Annotated in this window: 20 protein-coding genes; 7 read left to right on the top strand and 13 right to left on the bottom strand. The window is 45.8% G+C overall.

What is annotated here, in order from left to right:
- Window positions 1–359: 359 nt before the first annotated feature.
- A complete protein-coding gene (locus BKB51_RS12285; protein ID WP_085901365.1) occupies window positions 360–1,283 on the bottom strand; it encodes an OmpA family protein in 924 nt (307 codons plus the stop codon).
- A gap of 327 nt (window positions 1,284–1,610) precedes the next feature.
- Between BKB51_RS12285 and BKB51_RS12280 the strand changes: the two genes are divergently transcribed.
- The gene (locus tag BKB51_RS12280; protein ID WP_085901364.1) at window positions 1,611–2,474 is read left to right on the top strand and encodes a trypsin-like serine peptidase; all 864 of its coding nucleotides are present in this window, start codon (window positions 1,611–1,613) and stop codon (window positions 2,472–2,474) included.
- A 71-nt stretch (window positions 2,475–2,545) separates the two neighbouring features.
- On the opposite strand, the gene BKB51_RS12275 is transcribed toward BKB51_RS12280, so the two are convergent.
- From BKB51_RS12275 to BKB51_RS12265, 3 genes are all read right to left on the bottom strand, one after another.
- Entirely contained in the window at window positions 2,546–4,849 is a 2,304-nt protein-coding gene (locus tag BKB51_RS12275) for a molybdopterin guanine dinucleotide-containing S/N-oxide reductase (protein WP_085901363.1), read from the bottom strand.
- Window positions 4,850–4,934: 85 nt separating this feature from the next.
- Entirely contained in the window at window positions 4,935–5,291 is a 357-nt protein-coding gene (locus BKB51_RS12270) for a hypothetical protein (RefSeq protein WP_085901362.1), read from the bottom strand.
- A gap of 42 nt (window positions 5,292–5,333) precedes the next feature.
- Window positions 5,334–5,555: a hypothetical protein gene (locus BKB51_RS12265; RefSeq protein WP_125911835.1), complete on the bottom strand. Its 222-nt coding sequence runs from the start codon at window positions 5,553–5,555 to the stop codon at window positions 5,334–5,336.
- Between the two features lie 254 nt (window positions 5,556–5,809).
- Here BKB51_RS12265 and BKB51_RS12260 point away from each other — a divergent pair, with 254 nt between their 5' ends.
- A complete protein-coding gene (locus BKB51_RS12260; protein ID WP_085901360.1) occupies window positions 5,810–6,247 on the top strand; it encodes a hypothetical protein in 438 nt (145 codons plus the stop codon).
- A gap of 64 nt (window positions 6,248–6,311) precedes the next feature.
- Here BKB51_RS12260 and panB read toward each other — a convergent pair whose 3' ends face one another.
- The 6 genes from panB to ubiT all read right to left on the bottom strand — a co-directional run bounded on the left by panB (window position 6,312) and on the right by ubiT (window position 11,857).
- Window positions 6,312–7,082 (bottom strand): 3-methyl-2-oxobutanoate hydroxymethyltransferase, encoded by a 771-nt coding sequence (gene panB, locus BKB51_RS12255; protein ID WP_085901359.1) that lies wholly within the window; start codon window positions 7,080–7,082, stop codon window positions 6,312–6,314.
- A gap of 156 nt (window positions 7,083–7,238) precedes the next feature.
- The gene (locus BKB51_RS12250) at window positions 7,239–8,561 is read right to left on the bottom strand and encodes an acetyl-CoA hydrolase/transferase family protein (RefSeq protein WP_198946717.1); all 1,323 of its coding nucleotides are present in this window, start codon (window positions 8,559–8,561) and stop codon (window positions 7,239–7,241) included.
- Window positions 8,562–8,664: 103 nt separating this feature from the next.
- Window positions 8,665–9,114: a PAS domain-containing protein gene (locus BKB51_RS12245; RefSeq protein ID WP_158090218.1), complete on the bottom strand. Its 450-nt coding sequence runs from the start codon at window positions 9,112–9,114 to the stop codon at window positions 8,665–8,667.
- 119 nt (window positions 9,115–9,233) lie between these two features.
- The gene (gene ubiV, locus BKB51_RS12240) at window positions 9,234–10,163 is read right to left on the bottom strand and encodes a ubiquinone anaerobic biosynthesis protein UbiV (protein ID WP_245813274.1); all 930 of its coding nucleotides are present in this window, start codon (window positions 10,161–10,163) and stop codon (window positions 9,234–9,236) included.
- A gap of 6 nt (window positions 10,164–10,169) precedes the next feature.
- Entirely contained in the window at window positions 10,170–11,150 is a 981-nt protein-coding gene (gene ubiU, locus BKB51_RS12235) for a ubiquinone anaerobic biosynthesis protein UbiU (protein WP_085901356.1), read from the bottom strand.
- Window positions 11,150–11,857, bottom strand: a complete 708-nt coding sequence (ubiT, locus tag BKB51_RS12230) for a ubiquinone anaerobic biosynthesis accessory factor UbiT (RefSeq protein ID WP_085901355.1) — start codon at window positions 11,855–11,857, stop codon at window positions 11,150–11,152. Before ubiT ends, ubiU begins: the two co-directional genes overlap by 1 nt.
- 201 nt (window positions 11,858–12,058) lie before the next feature.
- On the opposite strand from ubiT, the gene mog reads away from it, so the two are divergent.
- Window positions 12,059–12,613: a molybdopterin adenylyltransferase gene (gene mog / locus BKB51_RS12225; protein ID WP_085901354.1), complete on the top strand. Its 555-nt coding sequence runs from the start codon at window positions 12,059–12,061 to the stop codon at window positions 12,611–12,613.
- A 66-nt stretch (window positions 12,614–12,679) separates the two neighbouring features.
- On the opposite strand, the gene BKB51_RS12220 is transcribed toward mog, so the two are convergent.
- Window positions 12,680–13,099 carry a secondary thiamine-phosphate synthase enzyme YjbQ gene (locus BKB51_RS12220; protein WP_085901353.1) on the bottom strand — a complete coding sequence of 140 codons (420 nt, stop codon included), beginning with the start codon at window positions 13,097–13,099 and terminating at the stop codon, window positions 12,680–12,682.
- A gap of 176 nt (window positions 13,100–13,275) precedes the next feature.
- Between BKB51_RS12220 and BKB51_RS12215 the strand changes: the two genes are divergently transcribed.
- From BKB51_RS12215 to dtd, 3 genes are all read left to right on the top strand, one after another.
- The gene (locus tag BKB51_RS12215) at window positions 13,276–13,764 is read left to right on the top strand and encodes a PAS domain-containing protein (protein WP_085901352.1); all 489 of its coding nucleotides are present in this window, start codon (window positions 13,276–13,278) and stop codon (window positions 13,762–13,764) included.
- A 129-nt stretch (window positions 13,765–13,893) separates the two neighbouring features.
- Window positions 13,894–14,307 (top strand): OsmC family protein, encoded by a 414-nt coding sequence (locus tag BKB51_RS12210; protein WP_085901351.1) that lies wholly within the window; start codon window positions 13,894–13,896, stop codon window positions 14,305–14,307.
- Window positions 14,308–14,330: 23 nt separating this feature from the next.
- Window positions 14,331–14,780, top strand: a complete 450-nt coding sequence (gene dtd, locus BKB51_RS12205; RefSeq protein WP_085901350.1) for a D-aminoacyl-tRNA deacylase — start codon at window positions 14,331–14,333, stop codon at window positions 14,778–14,780.
- Window positions 14,781–14,796: 16 nt separating this feature from the next.
- Here the strand turns inward: dtd and BKB51_RS12200 are convergent, their stop codons facing one another.
- Together BKB51_RS12200 and BKB51_RS12195 are read right to left on the bottom strand one after the other, a co-directional pair.
- Window positions 14,797–15,561 (bottom strand): maleate cis-trans isomerase family protein, encoded by a 765-nt coding sequence (locus BKB51_RS12200; RefSeq protein ID WP_085901349.1) that lies wholly within the window; start codon window positions 15,559–15,561, stop codon window positions 14,797–14,799.
- Between the two features lie 67 nt (window positions 15,562–15,628).
- Window positions 15,629–16,756, bottom strand: coding sequence for a M24 family metallopeptidase (locus tag BKB51_RS12195; RefSeq protein WP_085901348.1), 1,128 nt, complete (start codon window positions 16,754–16,756; stop codon window positions 15,629–15,631).
- 328 nt (window positions 16,757–17,084) lie between these two features.
- Here BKB51_RS12195 and BKB51_RS12190 point away from each other — a divergent pair, with 328 nt between their 5' ends.
- Window positions 17,085–18,470, top strand: a complete 1,386-nt coding sequence (locus BKB51_RS12190; RefSeq protein WP_085901347.1) for a multicopper oxidase family protein — start codon at window positions 17,085–17,087, stop codon at window positions 18,468–18,470.
- Window positions 18,471–18,494 lie beyond the last annotated feature (24 nt).

Raw genomic sequence — 18,494 nt, 5'->3', positions numbered from 1 at the left:
CGACTTTGTACGGCACATATTCTTACAAGGCGCACTGCGCCCATTAAACTTTGAGTTAATATTACTAGGAAGTGAATTCAACTCAAGTGAATCATTCCCAAATACTACACCTATATGTATGAGTTTAACTTATTAACTTTATTTTAACCATAAATAGCAGCCCCCGATACTACGTAATTTCCCCTATACAAGGCATTTATAGGACATTTGAACTAACAAAGAGCTAAAGAATCCTTTCCCAAGCGTTACCGCTTGAGAGGGACTTCATTAAATCCCTAGTTAAACAACAAAAAAAGCCCCACCGAATCGGCAGGGCTTTTAGATGACCTATGAGGTCAAATTTTCATAGTGAGATCAGGTTATTGAACCAGGTCAATTTCCACAACACGATTACCAGGCTCACGAACACCATCTTCAGTTGGGATCAGAGACTGTGTCTCACCAACAGCATCCGGAACGATACGTCCTACATCAACACCAGCACGGGCCATTGCTTCCATCACAACGGAAAGACGACGCTGAGAAAGTGCCTGGTTGTAATCAACCGCACCTGAACGGTCAGCGTGCGCAACCATACGAACAGTCGATGCATCATTGCCTTGAGCTGCTGAAAGCGCTTCTTCCAAAGATTGGCGTCCAGCGTCTGTAGCAACAGTACTGTCAAAGTTGAAGTACACGAGGAAAGAGCTTGCCAATGGCGCTTCTTCTGCAGCTGGTGCAGGAGAGATATATGGCTGGAAGTCTGTCAACTTGAAAGTTGCAAGTGCATCAAGACCGTTCATCGCAGCATCGAAAGCTTCCTTACATTCAGCACCACGTGATGAAGGTTGATATTGAACGGAACGACCAGCTTCAGTTGCCTCAATCCAGCAATCATAATTAACCTGAGCTTTAGCAGCCAACTGCGGTGCTACAACGCGACCACCACGATCAAAAGCTTTGCGCATACGTAAAAGCGCGTCAGCGAATTCAGGCTTCTGATCATCGCGCAACCAGCGATCATCCGGTGCATCTGGCAAAACGGAAGAACGGCGCGCAGCAGTACGTGCTTTGTGATTAAAATGCTCGGCATCAACAAGATCCCAGTTATCATCACGCTCTTCAGAAAGAGCAAGATAACCGTCGTACAAGGCGTTGCTGAACTGAACACCTTCAACTTCAAGACCCTGAGCACTGTCAGTATCAAATAAACCACCGAACATAGCGTCCAGCGGACCAGCGTTTGCCGGTGCAGCAGCGATCACAGCCGCAACAGCCCCGAACAGAAAACTTTTGGTTTTCATTGTCCACCCCTTAATGAGTGCTGCAACCCACAGCAGAAATAAATTCAGTAATAGCTATACCGTTTCAAACTCTTAAGAGCAAGCCATAGTAAAGAATTTTCTCTTCTTCACACCAGATTTTTCCAAATTCTCACATAAATAAGCTCGAAACAGGGCCAAACTCCAACTTTCAAATTTAAAGTTTGATTAGCTATAGAGGCCTGAATTTATTAAGAATCGGTTAAAAAAAGAATCCCAAAATGGTCACACCCACCTACAAAACAACTTGATACTTTCATTCTCACCACAGAGTTCACCGCAGAGTTTTCAACAAGAGTTTGTTTGTAGATGTTTCATAAGTATCCAGCCTTTTTCGTTCAAATATCAAAGCCTTTCACCCTCGGTCTTAGTGCGCTGATTTTATCAGCGGCGTCCACGCCTTCAACACAGGCCTCATCCTTCTACAATGAAAAGGGCACAAAAGCATCCTCATCGATAAAGTCCTCATCTACAAAGATAGAGAACAGCAAAGGTACCGTTAACGCCCTGACCTACCCCTGGAGTACGATCGGTCGCCTTAACATTGGTGGCAAGAACCATTGCACCGGCGTCATGATCGGGAAAAAACATCTATTTACCCAAGCAAATTGCCTTTACAACAAGGCTGAGAAACGATGGTGGAACAACAATGAACTTCATTATCGTGCTGCCTATCAGCATGATAAACATATAGCATCCTCAAACGTTGCCCGCGTTGAAATTTCTGATAGTTACAACCCGAAATCACCAGATAGCCTTGCCAGCATAGCTGGTGACTGGGCAATTGTGACGCTAAAAGAACCTCTGGGCCAATATACAGGTTGGCTAGGTTTAAAGAGTCTTAATAAAGGCATGCGCCGCCAACTCAGATCAGGTTCAGCTAAAATGTTTAACGCCGGGTATCACAACGGCTGGGAACATGCCGTGCGCCTTTCCAGTGGATGCTCGCAACAGCTTTCCAAACAAAAACTGCCTCACGTTGGTGCTATCCCTTGTCGCGGCACGAATGTCGCGCAAAGATCATTGCCGACTTTTGTTTACCAAAATGGCGCCTATCATTTGGTCTCATCAGCTGCCTTTAGTAAAAGTGATGCCCCAAGAAAAAACGATAGCTGGGTTTTTGCCAGCCTGAAAAATGCACACTACAAATGGGGAAACAGCCATCGCCCGTAATATCTCTTCATGAGTAGGAATGAAGGTTAAAAAGCCGCCTTCATTGCTACTTCATTTATTTCTGGTGTCATCTAGCGAGATATCATTTCAGGGGGCGTGTAGACTGTAACCTCTGGAACAGGGCCTAAGTATTTTTCAACATCAACAAGTGTTGAGTGAGCCGTTGGTCCCTGCCCCAGCTCTGATGATCCTTCGTCTCTGGTCAAAACATTGGGGTTTCCGGCTTTATCCAAGCTGCCAATCACCCCAGGCTCGACCGGATCGTACCATGCCCCAGTAGGAAGTTGCACAACGCCGGGCTGTACTGCCGTACTAATAAGCAATCCCGCAAGGGTGGCGCCGCGATCATTGAAAACCCGAACAACATCACCGACCTCGAGGTTTCGCTCCAACGCATCATCAGGATGCATTGTCATCGCTTCACGGCCAGACACTTTATTTTCCTGACTGGTCTTTCCATGATCAAGCTGGCTATGCAGACGCGTTGCAGGTTGATTTGATATAAGGTGTAAAGGGAATTTCTTGGCACAAGAAGATCTCAGCCACTCTTTAGGCTCCAGCCACATCGGATGCCCCTGGCAACTTTCCAAATTAAAAGAAGCAACCGTCTTGGAATAAATCTCAATCAATCCAGATGGCGTTCTGAGCTTATGGCCTTCCGGGTCATTCCGAAAATCTTCAAGTAGGACTAATTCTTTACCAACAGGCAGGGAATATTCTCCTGCCTCCCAGAAACTGTCAAAATCCGGCATATCGATACCAAAGCTGGCAGCGCGTTGACGGTTTTTCGCATGAAACACTTTGAGCCAATCCATTTCATCACGACCTTCACTGAAACGATCCAAAACGCCAATCGCACGTGCGATCCCGCAAAAGATATCGTAATCGTTTTTGGCTTCTCCAACAGGCTCAACAACCTGTTTTAAGGCAAAGATATCATCATCCCGCTTTGCACAAACAATATCATTGCGTTCGGCAGTCATCGTCGCCGGCAAAACTATGTCTGCGTGACGAGACAATGCATTCCATGTTTGCTCATGAACAATAATACTATCCGGCTTTTGCCACGCCTTTAGCAGACGGTTCAAATCCTGATGGTGATGGAATGGATTGCCCCCTGCCCAGTACACCACCTTGGTATCTGGATAGGTATAGCACTGTCCATTATAGCTAAAACGACCACCCGGATTTAACAGCAGGTCACTGATCCGCGCCACAGGGATAAAATCCCGGACATTATTGACGCCTTGATCCAATGACGCCCAAGTAAAGTTTCTGAATTGATGTCCGACACCGTTAACGCCAGCATACCCGAGCCCAAAGCCCCCACCAGGCAAACCGATTTGCCCCAGCATTGCAGCCAGAACAATCGCCATCCAATGAGTTTGCTCACCATGATCCGCACGTTGAAGGGACCAACTGGCCGTAATCATCGTTCGTTTACTTGCCATCTCTTCCGCAAGATCACGAATGACCGATGCTTCAACACCTGAAATCCTCTCGGCCCAGTTAGCGTCTTTGGCCTGTCCGTCAGTTTTTCCTAACAGGTACGGCTTGAACTGATCAAATCCAACACAGTATTTATTCAGGAATTCCTGATCGTGTCGCCCGCCATCATAAAGATGGTATGCCAAGGCAAGCATGATGGCGACATCACTATTAGGCACGAGTTGATGGTGTTGGGCATCCAACGCATCGTCAACATCTTCGCGGATCGGGCTGAAATTAACAAATCTTGTACCCGCCTTCTTACAAGCAAGCAGACCTTCCCTTGCCGAATGGCGGCCAACACCACCAGCATTAATCTGCCCATTTTTCAGAGCCACGCCACCAAACATTACCATCAACTGACAATGTTTTTCCAATACGGGCCAGGACGTATGCTGTGACAGCAACCAATCCATCGTACCAACGACATGGGGGAGAATTACTTCAGACGCAGCATAGCTGTATGTGTTCACGGATTTGGTGTAACCACCAATAGAATTCATAAAGCGATGAATTTGACTTGGCGCATGATGAAAGCGCCCGGCACTGGCCCACCCATAAGATCCAGCAAAAATAGACTGATTGCCAAAGTCGGTTCGAACACGATCCAATTCTTTGGCAACAAGCTCAAAAGCAGTATCCCATTCCACCTCGACAAAAGGTTCAGCACCACGTTTATCTGTTGCTGCACCAGGGCCTTTTTCCAGGTAACTTTTACGAACTGCAGGGCGCTTCACGCGACAGGCATGTTGTATACCATCAACAAAAGATTGGCCGATAGCGGATGGATCCGGATCCATTTCATGAGGTTCAACAGCAATAATCTTGCCCTGATCAACAGAAAGATAATATGTTCCCCAGTGGGACGCCGTTAATCTCTTTTCCATCTTACAACACTCTTGCTTCACCTATTGCCAGATAGATACAACCCGGAAAACACAACAGGCTTCTAAGCCCGATAACCGAACAGAATTACTTTGGCGCTTGCAACCGAGGGTCAGCAATAGCTGCCTCAACCAATGATGAATCTGACCTCATTGCCATGTGCCGGTTGGCAATAATATCATCAATCAACAGAATAAAAGCATTCCACTGGAATTCCTGCAAAGCCTCGTCCTGTAAATTTTCTGCTCCTTTTTTCAAACCTGCAGAAAATTTCTTGATGGTAGATCGCAAGATAGCCTTTCGATGCGAGCCCTTAATCGAAATCTGGTCTTCGATCTCTTGCTTGATCACTGAGGCCTTAAGGGGAATAACTACCTCACTGCCACGAAGGGTAACAGTAGTATCCCATGAAAACTCTTCATCTTTGGTTTCGTTTTCGCTCATATCTTCGTTCTTTTAATTTTAAATCTTAACTAATCAGGTCGATTATTTTTTGGGCTTATTCTCGCGACGATACGCTTTTACATAATCTTCCAATAGATCAGCAACCAGTTCCGGATCACCTAAAGAATCCCAGATAGAAAGATCAATTTCATCATCATCTGTGTACTTCAAACCAAAAACAATCAGGTCTTCTGCGCCGAATTCAACCAATTCGTCTCTCAAACCGTCAAGTAGCTCATCACTTTCTGTATTTCTTTCGCTCACGTTCATGCCCTCATTTATAATATGTTGTCTATAACTCCATTGTGAGAAAGCAGAGATAAATCCACGTTCTCATTCCTGATGCCCTTATGTCAGAGCCTGCGAGATCATAAAAGAAAATTCGACCACCTTAAGAAGTTAGTGAGAAGCTAAACAGGCTCGTTCAACATAATGTTACTTTCTAAAGTGACGGTAACCTCTAAAAGCAAAAACAATCACTCCAAATACCATTCGTTATAACGGTTAGGGATCTCCCAATGCATGTTTTACCAGATGATTTCGAAACCAACGTAAAAGATCAAGTCCACCTGCTTAATCAGGGAAAGGTTCTGGAAGCTTTGGATTTATATTTCGATGACACAGGGATCATGTTTGAAAATGACAATCTGTTTGCACAAGATAAAGCCGAAAGCCGGAAAAAGCAGGAGCCCTATATCAAAAGTGCCAAAGCTATAGCTGGCAGGATTGAAGATCTAATCATGATCCCAGAGCAACAAGTTTGCCTGTTTCTCAATAAATCGAGCTTCACTGATCAAGAAGGTCAGGAAATTCACATCAACGGCCTGCATTGGCAGCAATGGAAAAGAAACAAAATTCAGGAAGAACGATATTACCACGGCTCACGAATGCAGGAGCTTATAACAAAGGGTCTCACCAGGACCCCAGATAAGTTAAAACTCTGGCTAGAGAAATAATTAAAAAATCACTCTGATCACAAAATAACTATCGGGATCACAAAATAACTATTGGGGTTACCGATTAATTACTGGGGAAATCCCGGTTGCGAACGTCATTCGCATAGTTCTGAACCGCTTTGGTGATATCTTCATGCACTTGCGCGTATCGTTTAACAAAAGAAGGAACATAGCCTGTTCCCTGACCGATCATGTCTTCAGTCACCAAAATTTGACCATCGCAATCTGATCCAGCACCAATACCAATTGTCGGAATTGCAATCTCTTCACTTATCCGACGCGAAATAGCAGGTTCTGTACACTCGATTACGGTCGCAAAGGCACCCGCCTCAGTGACCGCATGAGCATCGGCCAAGATTTTCTCTTCATCGCGTTGCGTTAGAAATCCGCCAACTCTGTTGGCATGTTGTGGCAACAGCCCCACATGAGCCAAAACAGGCACACCGCGTTCGACAAGAAACGCGATAGTTTCAGCCATTTCCTGGCCACCTTCAAGCTTGATACCTGCACACCCCGTCTCGGACATAATGCGTGCCGCGTTTTCAAAAGCCTGTGCCGGAGATGCCTGATAGCTACCAAATGGCATATCCACAATTACACATGCCTTTTTACTCCCCCGTACAACCGCAGCTCCATGGGCAATCATCATATCCAACGTAACACTCAGGGTATTAGGCATTCCGTAAATAACCATCCCCATGCTATCACCAACCAACAGAAAATCGACATGTTCGTCCAACAGATTAGCCAGTGATGCGGTGTACGCCGTTAGGCTTACAATAGGGCGCTGCCCCTTAAGGCGCATAATCTGTGGGATAGTTGTACGTTTAGCCATTTTATAGATCTCTGTGGTGCCGGGAATAATGCTCGATAATGTTCGTGCCCAATGACGCGTAGAGACCACTATAACCAGATCAATTGTGCACCGCAACAAAGCCCGTCATATAATTATAACATGCCTTGATTGTGGCAATACAATTTAACAGTACAATCAGCTTAACAAACCACGTGATTTGGCCATTTCTCTCAACTCATCCCGGAAATCAGGATGGGCAATAGAGATCAGAGACTCTGCTCTTTGAGAAAGTGACAAGCCCTTTAGATCAACCATACCATATTCAGTCACAACGTGATGTGTATCCATCCGGGGGTCCGTCGCGGGCCCGTCCAATTGAGATACAATTCGAGAAACACTTCCCGCTTTTGCCGTTGAATGCAAAGCAACAAAAGACTTGCCACCACGAGACGCATAGGCACCACGCACAAAATCAAGCTGCCCGCCCGGGCCACTAAACTCTCGCCCTCTTAGATACTCAGCATTAATTTGACCGGTTAAATCAACCTGTAATGCTGAATTTACCGAGATCATATTCTCGTTCTGAGCAATAATTGTCGGATCATTAATATAAGAAGCAGGGTATCCCGCAAGCGATGGGTTATCATCCATAAAATCATAGAGTTCTTTGTTACCCAGCGCCAAAGTAAACAGGTGTTTCAATCTGTGTAACGTTTTACGTTGGCCATTGATAACGCCACTTTTTATCAGATCCATAATCCCCGGTGACAACAGCTCACTGTGCAGCCCCAAATCGTTATGTTTTGCCAGAAAACCAGCCACGGCATTTGGCACACCACCAACCCCCATTTGAATAGTCGTGCCGTCCGGGATCAACTCGACTATTTGCCTGGCAATAACCTCATCCACCTTTTGTGGCGCTGATGGCAAAACTTCCTGAAGGGGAACATGATTTTCAACAATGGCATCTACTTCTGAAATATGAATGAGTGCTTCACCAAAAACCCTTGGCATTTCCTTGTTCACTTCAATGATCAGCTTCCCACAATTACGCGCAACTGTGGTTCCATAATCACTATTGGTCCCTAAACTGAAGTATCCGTGTCTATCCATAGGGGAGACGGTAGCAATAAAACAATCTGCCCCCAAAGTTTCACTCATAAGGCGGCCGACCTGATGAAAGGTACTTGGAATGTATTCCAGCCAACGCTCCCCTTGCTCCAACCCAAGCTTTTCAATCTGTCGATCATGACTGCTCATAAAGAGCGAATGCGGCTTGATAACAGACATTATTTTCGGATCGAGAATTGTCTCGCCAGCATACGAGCTCGCATGCATGTAATACGTTTTCAAACAGGTAAGGTCCCTGTTCATTGCCCGATCTGCAACCGCCCGCATTAAGGCCGGAGGCATCGACACCCCCATCGAAATCATCAGATTGCTGTTGTCCTCAATCATTTGTGCAGCCGTGGAAGCAGCCATTAATTTTTCAAGATAGAGCTCTTGCACTACAGACATGATTTTTCCCCGGGAAAACGAGTTATAGTCAAAATGGAATAACGTAAAATTTAGAGAAGAAAGTGCTCTAAAAATATCTCAAACAAAACAAATTCAAATGAAATTAAAAATAAACCGTCAGAGCCAAAATCATATTCACATCAGTACCATTTTCAGCCAGAGGCAACATAATACGCTCTATCGTTTTATAATTCGGAATATGGAATGAAGCAGGGCCTTTGCGATAGCTTGGCACGCCATTCTCAATAAGATTTATATAGTCGCTATAAACTTCTGATCCCGGGAAGCTTGGAAAAGCTTCGTCAATCCACATTCCGGTGCAGTCCCGGTCCATTGCACCATAATGGGCTGTGCCAAACAGACGAAACCGAAACCTGACCGGATCTTTGACAACGTCAACAAGCCAGACATTCGGTAATAGGGATGGGATATCAATCGGATCAAGGTGTTGCCGCCCGGGAAGTGTGTCACTATCAGGGTGAATGGAAAGCCAGTACTCATAGAGAGCTCTATTTTTCGCATCCCACGCCAGACGCTCTTGTTTCGAGTACAAATCCAAGCCAACCTGCGAAGTTAATGTATGGTGAAATCTTTACCTACCGAGAGGTACCATAACATGTTAACAACCTGATTTGAAACCGTCATTATAGACTGCGTCATCGTCTGGCCAAGTTATTCGACTAATCTGTTCCCCTCTACACCGTGATAAAATCCGTTTGAAAAAGGGGCAAAATCAACAAGTTCTGACAAAGTTTCCTGCCCCGCATCATATGCAATTGCTCCGTCCAACTGTGCTCGATAGATTTCGATGACCCGGATCATATCCACCTGTTGTGGCCACAACCTGAAATGCGTCGCACCAAGCTTGCTCAAATCATTTATCTCACCCAAAAGATTATTCACAGTGTAAGACATCGTCTGCGTTCCGTTTACGGCAAGAAAAGCTTCCCCATCCAATGTCTCGACATTCATACCGTCCGGATCTTGTTCGCACACATACCGGCAACCATCCTTACTAAGCCCATGAGACCTGGCGTGATAACAGCGTGCAGAGAGGGCCAACGGAACGCGTCCGAAAGCCTGAATTTCAACTTCTCTGCCTTTGTTGGATGATAGAAGGCGTTCAATCGCTTTGCCCGATAACTCACACGGCAACACAATTCTTTGCGCACCGTTCTCATAAAAATAGTCTAACGTATCTTCATTATAAACATTAACAAATGGGCCGACGATATGTTCCCGCCCCTTGAGCAACCCTATGGCAGAAAGATCATTCGCCTCCAGAGCCCAGGGGCTATCCTGCACAAGTTCATGCTGTTCCTTTCTTTCCCGTTTTGACATCACAAGAGACAGAGTTGAGATAACAACTTCTTTGCCGGCCTGTTCTAGGCGATCACAAATCTCTGGTATAAAAGGCGTCAAAAACGGCGCTCTCTTGGAACAAGTGACTTCGCCAATATAGACAACATCAACGGGGGCTTCGTCTGCTATTTGAAAATAAAAATCTCGCCGCTGTTCAGCTGGCCAATTGTAAAGAACGGGACCAAGTGTAAGTTTTGCCTTTGAACTCGTTGCCCGTGAATTCATTGCCTGCGAACTCATTAAATCTTATCTCCAGTTCTTTTCATAGGCACCTGCTGTTGATCGGGTTCCTTCGGTAATATTTCCCATATCCATAAATGGAACGGGCTCTCCTTTCATTGCAGCATCAATCGCTTTTCGATAGCCGGATACCACCTGATGTACGTAGGCTTTCCCCCGTTGGCGGCCTTCTATTTTCAGTGCTTTAACCCCTGCTTGTATAAGTTCCGGCATCATCATCATCACATTCAACGATGTTGGCTCCTCGAAAAGATATGACGGATCGCCCGTATGCCCGACAAACCGGCCTTTACATAAAGTTGGATACCCTGCGGCTTCCTCGTTGGGAAAAGAGTTGATGGTGAATTCGCCAAGCTTGGATACAAGTTTTCCGCGACGCTGCTCATATTCAACATGACTGGCAGGCGAACACACACCGTTCATATTGGGAGATTTCCCTGTCGCATAGGACGAAAGAGAACACCGTCCTTCAGCCATGACGCACATTCCACCAAAGGCAAAAACCTCGGTCTCAACATCAATTTCCTCAATCAGCTCAGCAATCTCACGAACGGTCAAGACCCGTGGCAGGACAACACGCTGAACGTCAAATGCAGAGCGATAAAAATTAATCGCTTCAGGATTAGATGCAGAGGCTTGTACCGATAAATGCCGCCTTAATCCGGGGTGTTGTCGTTTGGCATAATTCAATAAACCAATATCGGCCAGAATGACTGCATCAACACCAATTCTCGCTGCAGTATCAACAGCCTTATACCAAGGCTCCAAATTCCCTGCCTGTGGATAGGTGTTGATCGCGACGTAAATCTGGCGTCCCATATCGTGAGCTTTTTTCAGGCTCTCTTCCAGCTCTTCAGGGCTGAAATTCAAACCAGGAAAGTTACGTGCATTCGTCTCATCACGAAAGCCGACATAAACAACATCAGCCCCTGCGTCCAAGGCAGCGCGTAAAGAAGCTGGCGTACCAGCGGGACAAACGAGTTCCATTACCGCCCTCTTTCCACTGACTGTTGTGATTTTTTCAAGGATGTTTTGATCCTGACAAGTTCCTTATCAATCTTCCTCATCCGATCAGCTGACCTATCCAACTCTTTATCCACTTCCCCCATATGCCGAGCGATCGGGTGCAAAACAGATCGTTGAACAGTTACGAAATCTTTCTCCAAATTTCCAAAAAGAGAACCAACCTTTGAAAACAGTTTGTCAAAACCAGGCTTCATAAAAGGAACCGGAACACCTATCACATCGGCAAGAGCAACATCTGCACTATCGACAGCATTCCGAAGCGTAAGAACAGCCTCGGTATCTCCTTCGACATTCAACGTTCTTGAAAAGAAAAGAGCATCCCCGTCGACTCGTCCCTCTAACAGTTTGATTAAATCCAGCATGGGCCCCGAAATAACAGCCTGAAACCCGGAACGATCTGAATCATCATCCCAAATATCAATATGAGTTTCGCCTTCTTTAACTGATAAACAGAAGCAATATGGCAAATCTGTCGGATCGATAAGAAAGCTTGTATTGCCGAGAACTGCCAACCGAGAAAAAATTTCCGGATATAGCTTTTTCATCCTTGTCAGAACATGTTTGACGATTGGCTTGAGAGAAAATGCAGGAACAGGCCGCATCATAAACCCGGCAAATAGCATTGGTGTGAAAGGCAACACCCTGGATGGTACGTTTTTGTCATACATCTGGAACAGCTCAGAAATGAAATCTCGTAATTATGCTGCCGATCATGCTTACCCCCAGCAGGGTGTGCCTTGATCTTCATCAAATACACCACATCTTTAATTTACTATTCAGATATCGATGCTGACCTTCTCCTTAACTTCGTGTCCATTTCTCCGTAAATATTATCAACAAAGGTCAAGCGTTCAAAACAGGAGCACCTTATGACCACCTCCCCAAACCCATTACCTACCGCAAAAATCGGAATTATTACCGTGTCTGACCGCGCCAGTCGGGGTGAGTACAAAGATCTTGGTGGTCCCGCAATTCACAAAGAGTTATCGCAAATTCTCTCTTCGCCCTGGGAGCCTGTCACACGGATCATCGCAGATGATCAAAACCTTATAGAACAGACATTAATCGAACTTGCCGATATCGAAGAATGCTGTTTGATTGTCACGACCGGCGGCACGGGGCCAGCGCCAAGAGATGTCACCCCTGAAGCAACAGAAGCTGTGAGCGAAAAACTCATGCCCGGTTTTGGCGAATTGATGCGGCAAGTAAGTCTGAAGTTTGTACCAACGGCTATTCTATCCAGACAGACTGCCGGTATCCGAGGGAAAAGCCTGATGGTCAACCTCCCCGGCAAACCATCCGCTATCAAAGACTGCCTGGATGCTGTTTTCCCTGCCATTCCCTATTGCATAGACCTTATCAACGGACCATTTCTGGAAACTGACAACAGCTACTGCAAAGCTTTTCGCCCACAGAGCAAATAGCCATCGGCCTCGCAACAAGCGGAGTAATCATCGGGCCGTAATCTCAGAAGGAACAAAGAACAGCACCTACTCTCCGATCAGGTGAGCAATTACCTGACGGTCATGAGGCATAGCACGGTGCTCAAACAGATAAATCCCCTGCCAAGTTCCCAGCGCTAGCGAACCGTGCACGATTGGAATACTTAGCTGTACATCCGTCAGGGCAGAGCGGATGTGCGCAGGCATATCGTCCGGCCCCTCACAGGTATGCCGATAAAGAGAAGGATTTTCCTCGACGACTCGACGAAAGAAGTTGTTCAGGTCAAACTGTACATCAGGATCGGCATTCTCCTGAATTGTTAAGGAGGCCGAAGTATGCCGAATAAAAAGACTTAAGAGCCCGCAAACAATGTTTTGCTGCTCTGCCCACAGAGAAACTTCACGGGTAAATTCATAAAGGCCTTGCCCTTTTGTATGAATATCAAATATCGTCTGCACCTGTTTCATTCAGCACCTCGGCAGTTTCAGCCTCTACAAGCCTTCAGGAATGTGAAAATTGTCTTTTGACAGATAATTATCATATTTTTGCCGGATATTAACCCATGTTCGAATGAAACGTGTTAAATACGTTGGCCTTGCCGCGATAGCGTCTCATTTAAAGTGTATTGAACAGTACTGTAACCATGGCAAAAACGTTTGATATAGTTAAAGTTTTAGAAGTGACCGAGCAGAATTTAAAATCTGTTGCTCAGGCCAATCTCTATCGCTATTGGCTGGAACTAAAAGCTGACAAAGAGCTACCTGCCTGGTCAGATTTTAATCCCAGCGTCGTACGTGAAGCTCTACCTGATGTCATGTTGTTTAATGCCCAGAGTGACACGAAATTTTTTGTATCCATCACAGGTGATAATTGCCGGGAAAATTTTGGCATCAAAGCCAGTCGTTCTCCCCTGGAAGAAGCTTTGCCCGAGAATGCTGTTGCCGATGCGAGATCCCGTTTAACGCATGTATATAACACCAGAAAACCGCACCTTGTCACCAAACAGATGAGATGGGAAGCAGCCGTAAAAAAAGAACTGCAACAACAGTCCTATACCGTGCTGTTCCTTCCCTTCGATGTTGAGCATGACACAATCAAGTTAAAGATACTGAACTCGCTCTATTTCGGGTAACTCTTGTTAATACAGTAGGCTTCTTCGCGCCCTTTTCATAAATTAGTGATCTAAAGACATTTCTTCTTGTACCTGCCAAGAAGTGAAAGCTACCTTGCGTATAAATTTATCTCCCAAGGAACCAAAGACATGAAAACACGCATCAAATGGATAGAGAATGTTGCCTTTATGGCTGAAAGTGGTTCTGGTCATGCTGTTGTCATGGATGGTGCCGTCGAAGGCGGTGGTAGAAACCTTGGGCCACGCCCTATGGAGATGCTTTTGATGGGACTGGGCGGCTGTTCTGCCTACGATGTTGTTTACATACTGAAACGTGGACGCGAAAACGTCGAAGATGTTGATGTGGATGTCGAAGCAGAACGTGCGGACACCGACCCTAAGGTTTTTACTAAAATTCATATGCACTTCCGGGTTAAAGGCGCAGGTCTGAACGAGAAAAAGGTCGAGCGCGCCGTTAAACTCTCAGCCGATAAATATTGCTCTGCGTCCATTATGCTTGGGAAAGCAGCCGAAATTACTCATAGCTTTGAACTGATTGAATAACCCCACCTAAGAAAGAGCGAATAATGAGAGCAGTTCTACAGCGAGTAAGCGAAGCTTCTGTGACCGTAGACGACAATATAACCGGGGAGATCAAACAGGGGCTGCTCATTCTCTTTTGCGCTGAACATGGCGACAATGATGATCAAGCGGCTTATTTTGCCAGAAAAATCAGCAAAATGCGGATTTTTACTGATGAAGACGGCAAGATGAATCGTTCAGTCATTGATGTAAATGGGTCAGTGTTGGCAGTCAGTCAGTTTACGCTCGCAGCAAACTGGAAAAAAGGAAACCGGCCCGGCTTCTCTGGTGCAGCAAATCCTTCTGAGGGCGAACGGCTTTATGAATTCTTCTGTAATGCCTTACAAAACGAAGGGCTCTCCGTAGAAAAAGGTGTTTTTGGTGCACACATGGATGTCAAATTACGTAACGATGGCCCCGTGACTATTGTTATGGATTCAAAAGACAGCGCCTAACTGGAATAAGACAATCTCATCGCAATGATGGAGAAAGGTCTTTTGCAAATAACTTTCCAGGTGCCGTCCCTCGCCCCTTAACACCAGCCAGTCTCAACATATGCCAGATAAGAGCCAAATTACTTGAAACTACAGGCTTACCAAGTGCTTGCTCGGCTTCTTCCAATATGCCGAGCGTACGTAAATTGGTGCAGGAGACAAAAACACCCTCACAGCCTTTCTCTTTACCAACGTTGACAATCGCTTCCAGCGTAGAAGCTTCGGATATTCTGGAAACAACCTTCTCCTGATCCTGCTCAAAAGAGCCAAAGCTGGCAATTTCAAACCCATTTTCTTCCAACAGGGCTCGCATTGCATTTGAAACTTCAGGAACATAGGGCGTTAAAAAACCCAACCTCTTTATTTCCAAAGTTCGGCAGGCCGTCATCACCGCCGTTATAGGGTCTGTTACCGGAACTCCCGGATGTTGTGTATGTATTTTAACAGCAACCTCTGGCGGCCCAATAACCGTCGCGCCAGATGTGCAGGCATAGGCTATCGCATTAAACCTAGTGCTCTGGGGCAGCAGATTTGCCGCAGCGGGCAAATCCTCTGCCATTTGGGCCAATGTTTCTTTAGTCACGGACGGACGACTGGGGATACGGGAATGAAAAAGAGAAATATCAAAGTCCCGAATGGCATGCCGGAATTCATTCTCCAGCGTTTCATCAGCCTGTAAAACGATCAATCCAAGGCAAACTTTGGCTTCGTTCCCCTTATCAAGCGTAAAATCCAGCTTCATTTTCAGTCCTACAAGTATTTTTAAAGATCCCGGCTTTACTCCCACTAACAGGAGTAATCTTTTATCCCTAGATAATAGGTAATTCAGGGGCCACCCGCTGTGTCAGCAAGACAGGCGCGTCTTCTGTAATCAGAATATTTTCTTCATGAACCATGATTTTTCCGGGCGAAATTTCCATACTAGGTTCTAGTGTCATCACCATTCCTGGTTTGAGGACTGTATGATCATGCGCATAAATAGATGGCCATTCCGTCAACTGCATTCCCAATCCGTGCCCGTAACGCCCAACATCAGACGAGCCACCGCCCATAGTTTCGTGCATGGCATTGAACAAATCAGAACACCGTGTGCCAGATCGCGCGTGTTTCAAGCCGACTTCTGTTGCCTGCCACAGCTTTTCATAGCCACGTTTTGCGGCATCATCAGCATGGGAAATCGCAAAATTCCGATCAAAATCGCAGAAATATCCTTTCAGAGTTGAGCCAGTATCCAGCATAAGAACATCACCGTCACGTAAAGGGGTTTGTGATGGCGGCGAGATAACATCACTATAACCGCCTTGCCCTGCAGCCCCAACGAGGTAAGGAACATCCTCGGCCCCTTCTTGTAAAAGGGCGATTTTAAATTGTCGGAAAACATCATCCAGCGCCTGTCCCGAAGAGAAAAGCTCCCCTGCCCTAGCGAAAGCAGAGCTACCAATATCGCAGATACTCTTGATAATTTTAAGCTCAGCCTCTGATTTCACCATCCGCAAAGTTTTGAGAAGATCGGTGCAATCAATAAACTCTGCCCCACAGGATGAACGCAATGCATCGAAATCACGGACAGGAAGGCGTAGACTCGTCTCTGGTCCCATCGGCCAGCCAATGCGAGAATAATCCTCCAAGGCTTTTGCTAAAAGGCTAATGCCATCATCCGTTGGATGGGGCGAAGACCAGGTTCGAATATCTTTTACCCATGTCTTTTGCATTAAGTCTGCACCGATTGCCGGAATAACCGCGACAGGTTCTCCCTTTTGAGGCAGCACAAGGAACCAGGGACGTGTTGGACTCTGCCAAAAAAGTGTCCGAAATCCGGTAAAATATCTGACCTCTGCTTCTGTACAAAAAACCAGCGCATCAAGGTTATTTTCGTGCATTGCTTTTTGCGCAAGAGACAGACGGTTCTGGTATTCAACTAAATCAAAATCGCTCATTTATACATCCTGAAACGAGAGGTCTGTGAATCTATCCCTCAGCAAAGAAACAATTCAGAAATCACAGTTTAATGACTGCACTTGTACTAATTTACTCATTTTTGAATAGTGTTTTGAAAAATATAATACTATTTTCCATTCTGATGCCTGAATTTAATCAATGATTGATTTCAGGCATCAAGTACAAAGCGCCCTAACAAAGTTCGACAAACACAATAGCTTTGGATGCGACATTCCGGCTCTTTGACTTAATCTTCATATAGGACTACTGCTTAATTGATAATAATTCCTATTCACAAATAATTCTTTCCCAAGATTTAAGAATACCATGCTGAACAGAAGACATTTTTTAAAAGCCGGCTTAGCCACAGGTACCGCTGCCATTGGCGGAGGATCATTTGGATTGCTCGCCTCACAGGCAAATGCGACACCCGATCTGGTTCTGAAACCGAGAATAATCGAACAAAATATTCTGGGACATCATCCGACCAAAAATGTGTTTTCATACAATGCATCCGGCCCAGCCCCTATACTCCGTGCTAAACAAGGCGAACCTTTCCATGTACGCCTGAAAAACAAGCTTCCGGAACCGACAACTATTCATTGGCATGGCTTACGCTTACCCAATGCCATGGACGGTGTACCCTTTGTGACCCAACCTTACGTTTATGAAAACGAAATGTTTGATTATATCTTCACGCCACCTGATGCCGGAACCTATTGGTATCACCCCCATTGCAATACATTGGAACAAATGAGTTATGGGCTTACAGGGGTATTGGTCGTCGATGAAAAAGAAACTCCTGATTTTGACGCCGATGTAACTTTAAACTTGCGGGATTGGCGTTTAGGGTCAGATGGTCAGTTTATTAACCTGTACAAAGCTAGGAAAAGTGCCCGGGCTGGTACCTTCGGGACAGTAAAAACCACCAACTGGGAAGAAAACCCGGTTTACAATGTTCCCAGTGGCGGCATCATCCGTCTACGGGCAGTCGTGAGTGACGTCACCCGCATTTTCAAGCTGAAAACAGAGGGCGCAAACGCAACAGTTATTGCACTTGATGGCTATCCTGTGCCGCAACATTTCCCGCTTGATCACCAAGCGGTTGGCCCAGGACAACGCATTGATATCGCCATTAGAATGCCCGACGAAGAAGGTAAAGAAGTCAAGCTTATCAACGCCTCTTCCTCAAAAGCCTGGACGGTTGCAACTTTACGATCACAAGGCGCATCCCTAAAACGCGATATACGCGACCTCAAGCCGCTCCCACGCAATCCCGTGCCAATTCCCGACCTTAAAAATGCAGCGCACATTCCTTTCGAGTTTACAGCAACAGCTGAATCAGCCCCGAAAAACGGATTTTGTGGCACGATTGGTTTTTCCTTTTGGGCCATCAATCGAAAAGCATGGCTGGGCGTTTCCCCAGATCCAATGGAACCATTGGCCGAACTAAAGCTGGGGAAAAGCTATATCTTTAGCTTTAGAAACAGAACTCCACATACACATCCGATCCACCTGCATGGACTTTCCTTCACCCTGCTCAATTCCAACAAACGACAGATTGATCCCTTTGTCACCGATACAGCCCTTGTCCTGCCCGATGAGCGTATGGATGTTGCCTTTGTCGCTGATAACCTGGGTGACTGGCTTCTCCATTGCCATATTATTGAGCATCAAAAAACAGGGATGAGCAGCTTTATCCGAATAACTTAGTCGCTAAGAAGAAGTTCAAAATGG

It is taken from the genome of Kiloniella majae, from assembly GCF_002118315.1.
Classification (GTDB): domain Bacteria; phylum Pseudomonadota; class Alphaproteobacteria; order Kiloniellales; family Kiloniellaceae; genus Kiloniella; species Kiloniella majae.
Note: the sequence above shows the minus strand (reverse complement) of the source record. Positions and strands in the feature narration are given on the sequence as shown.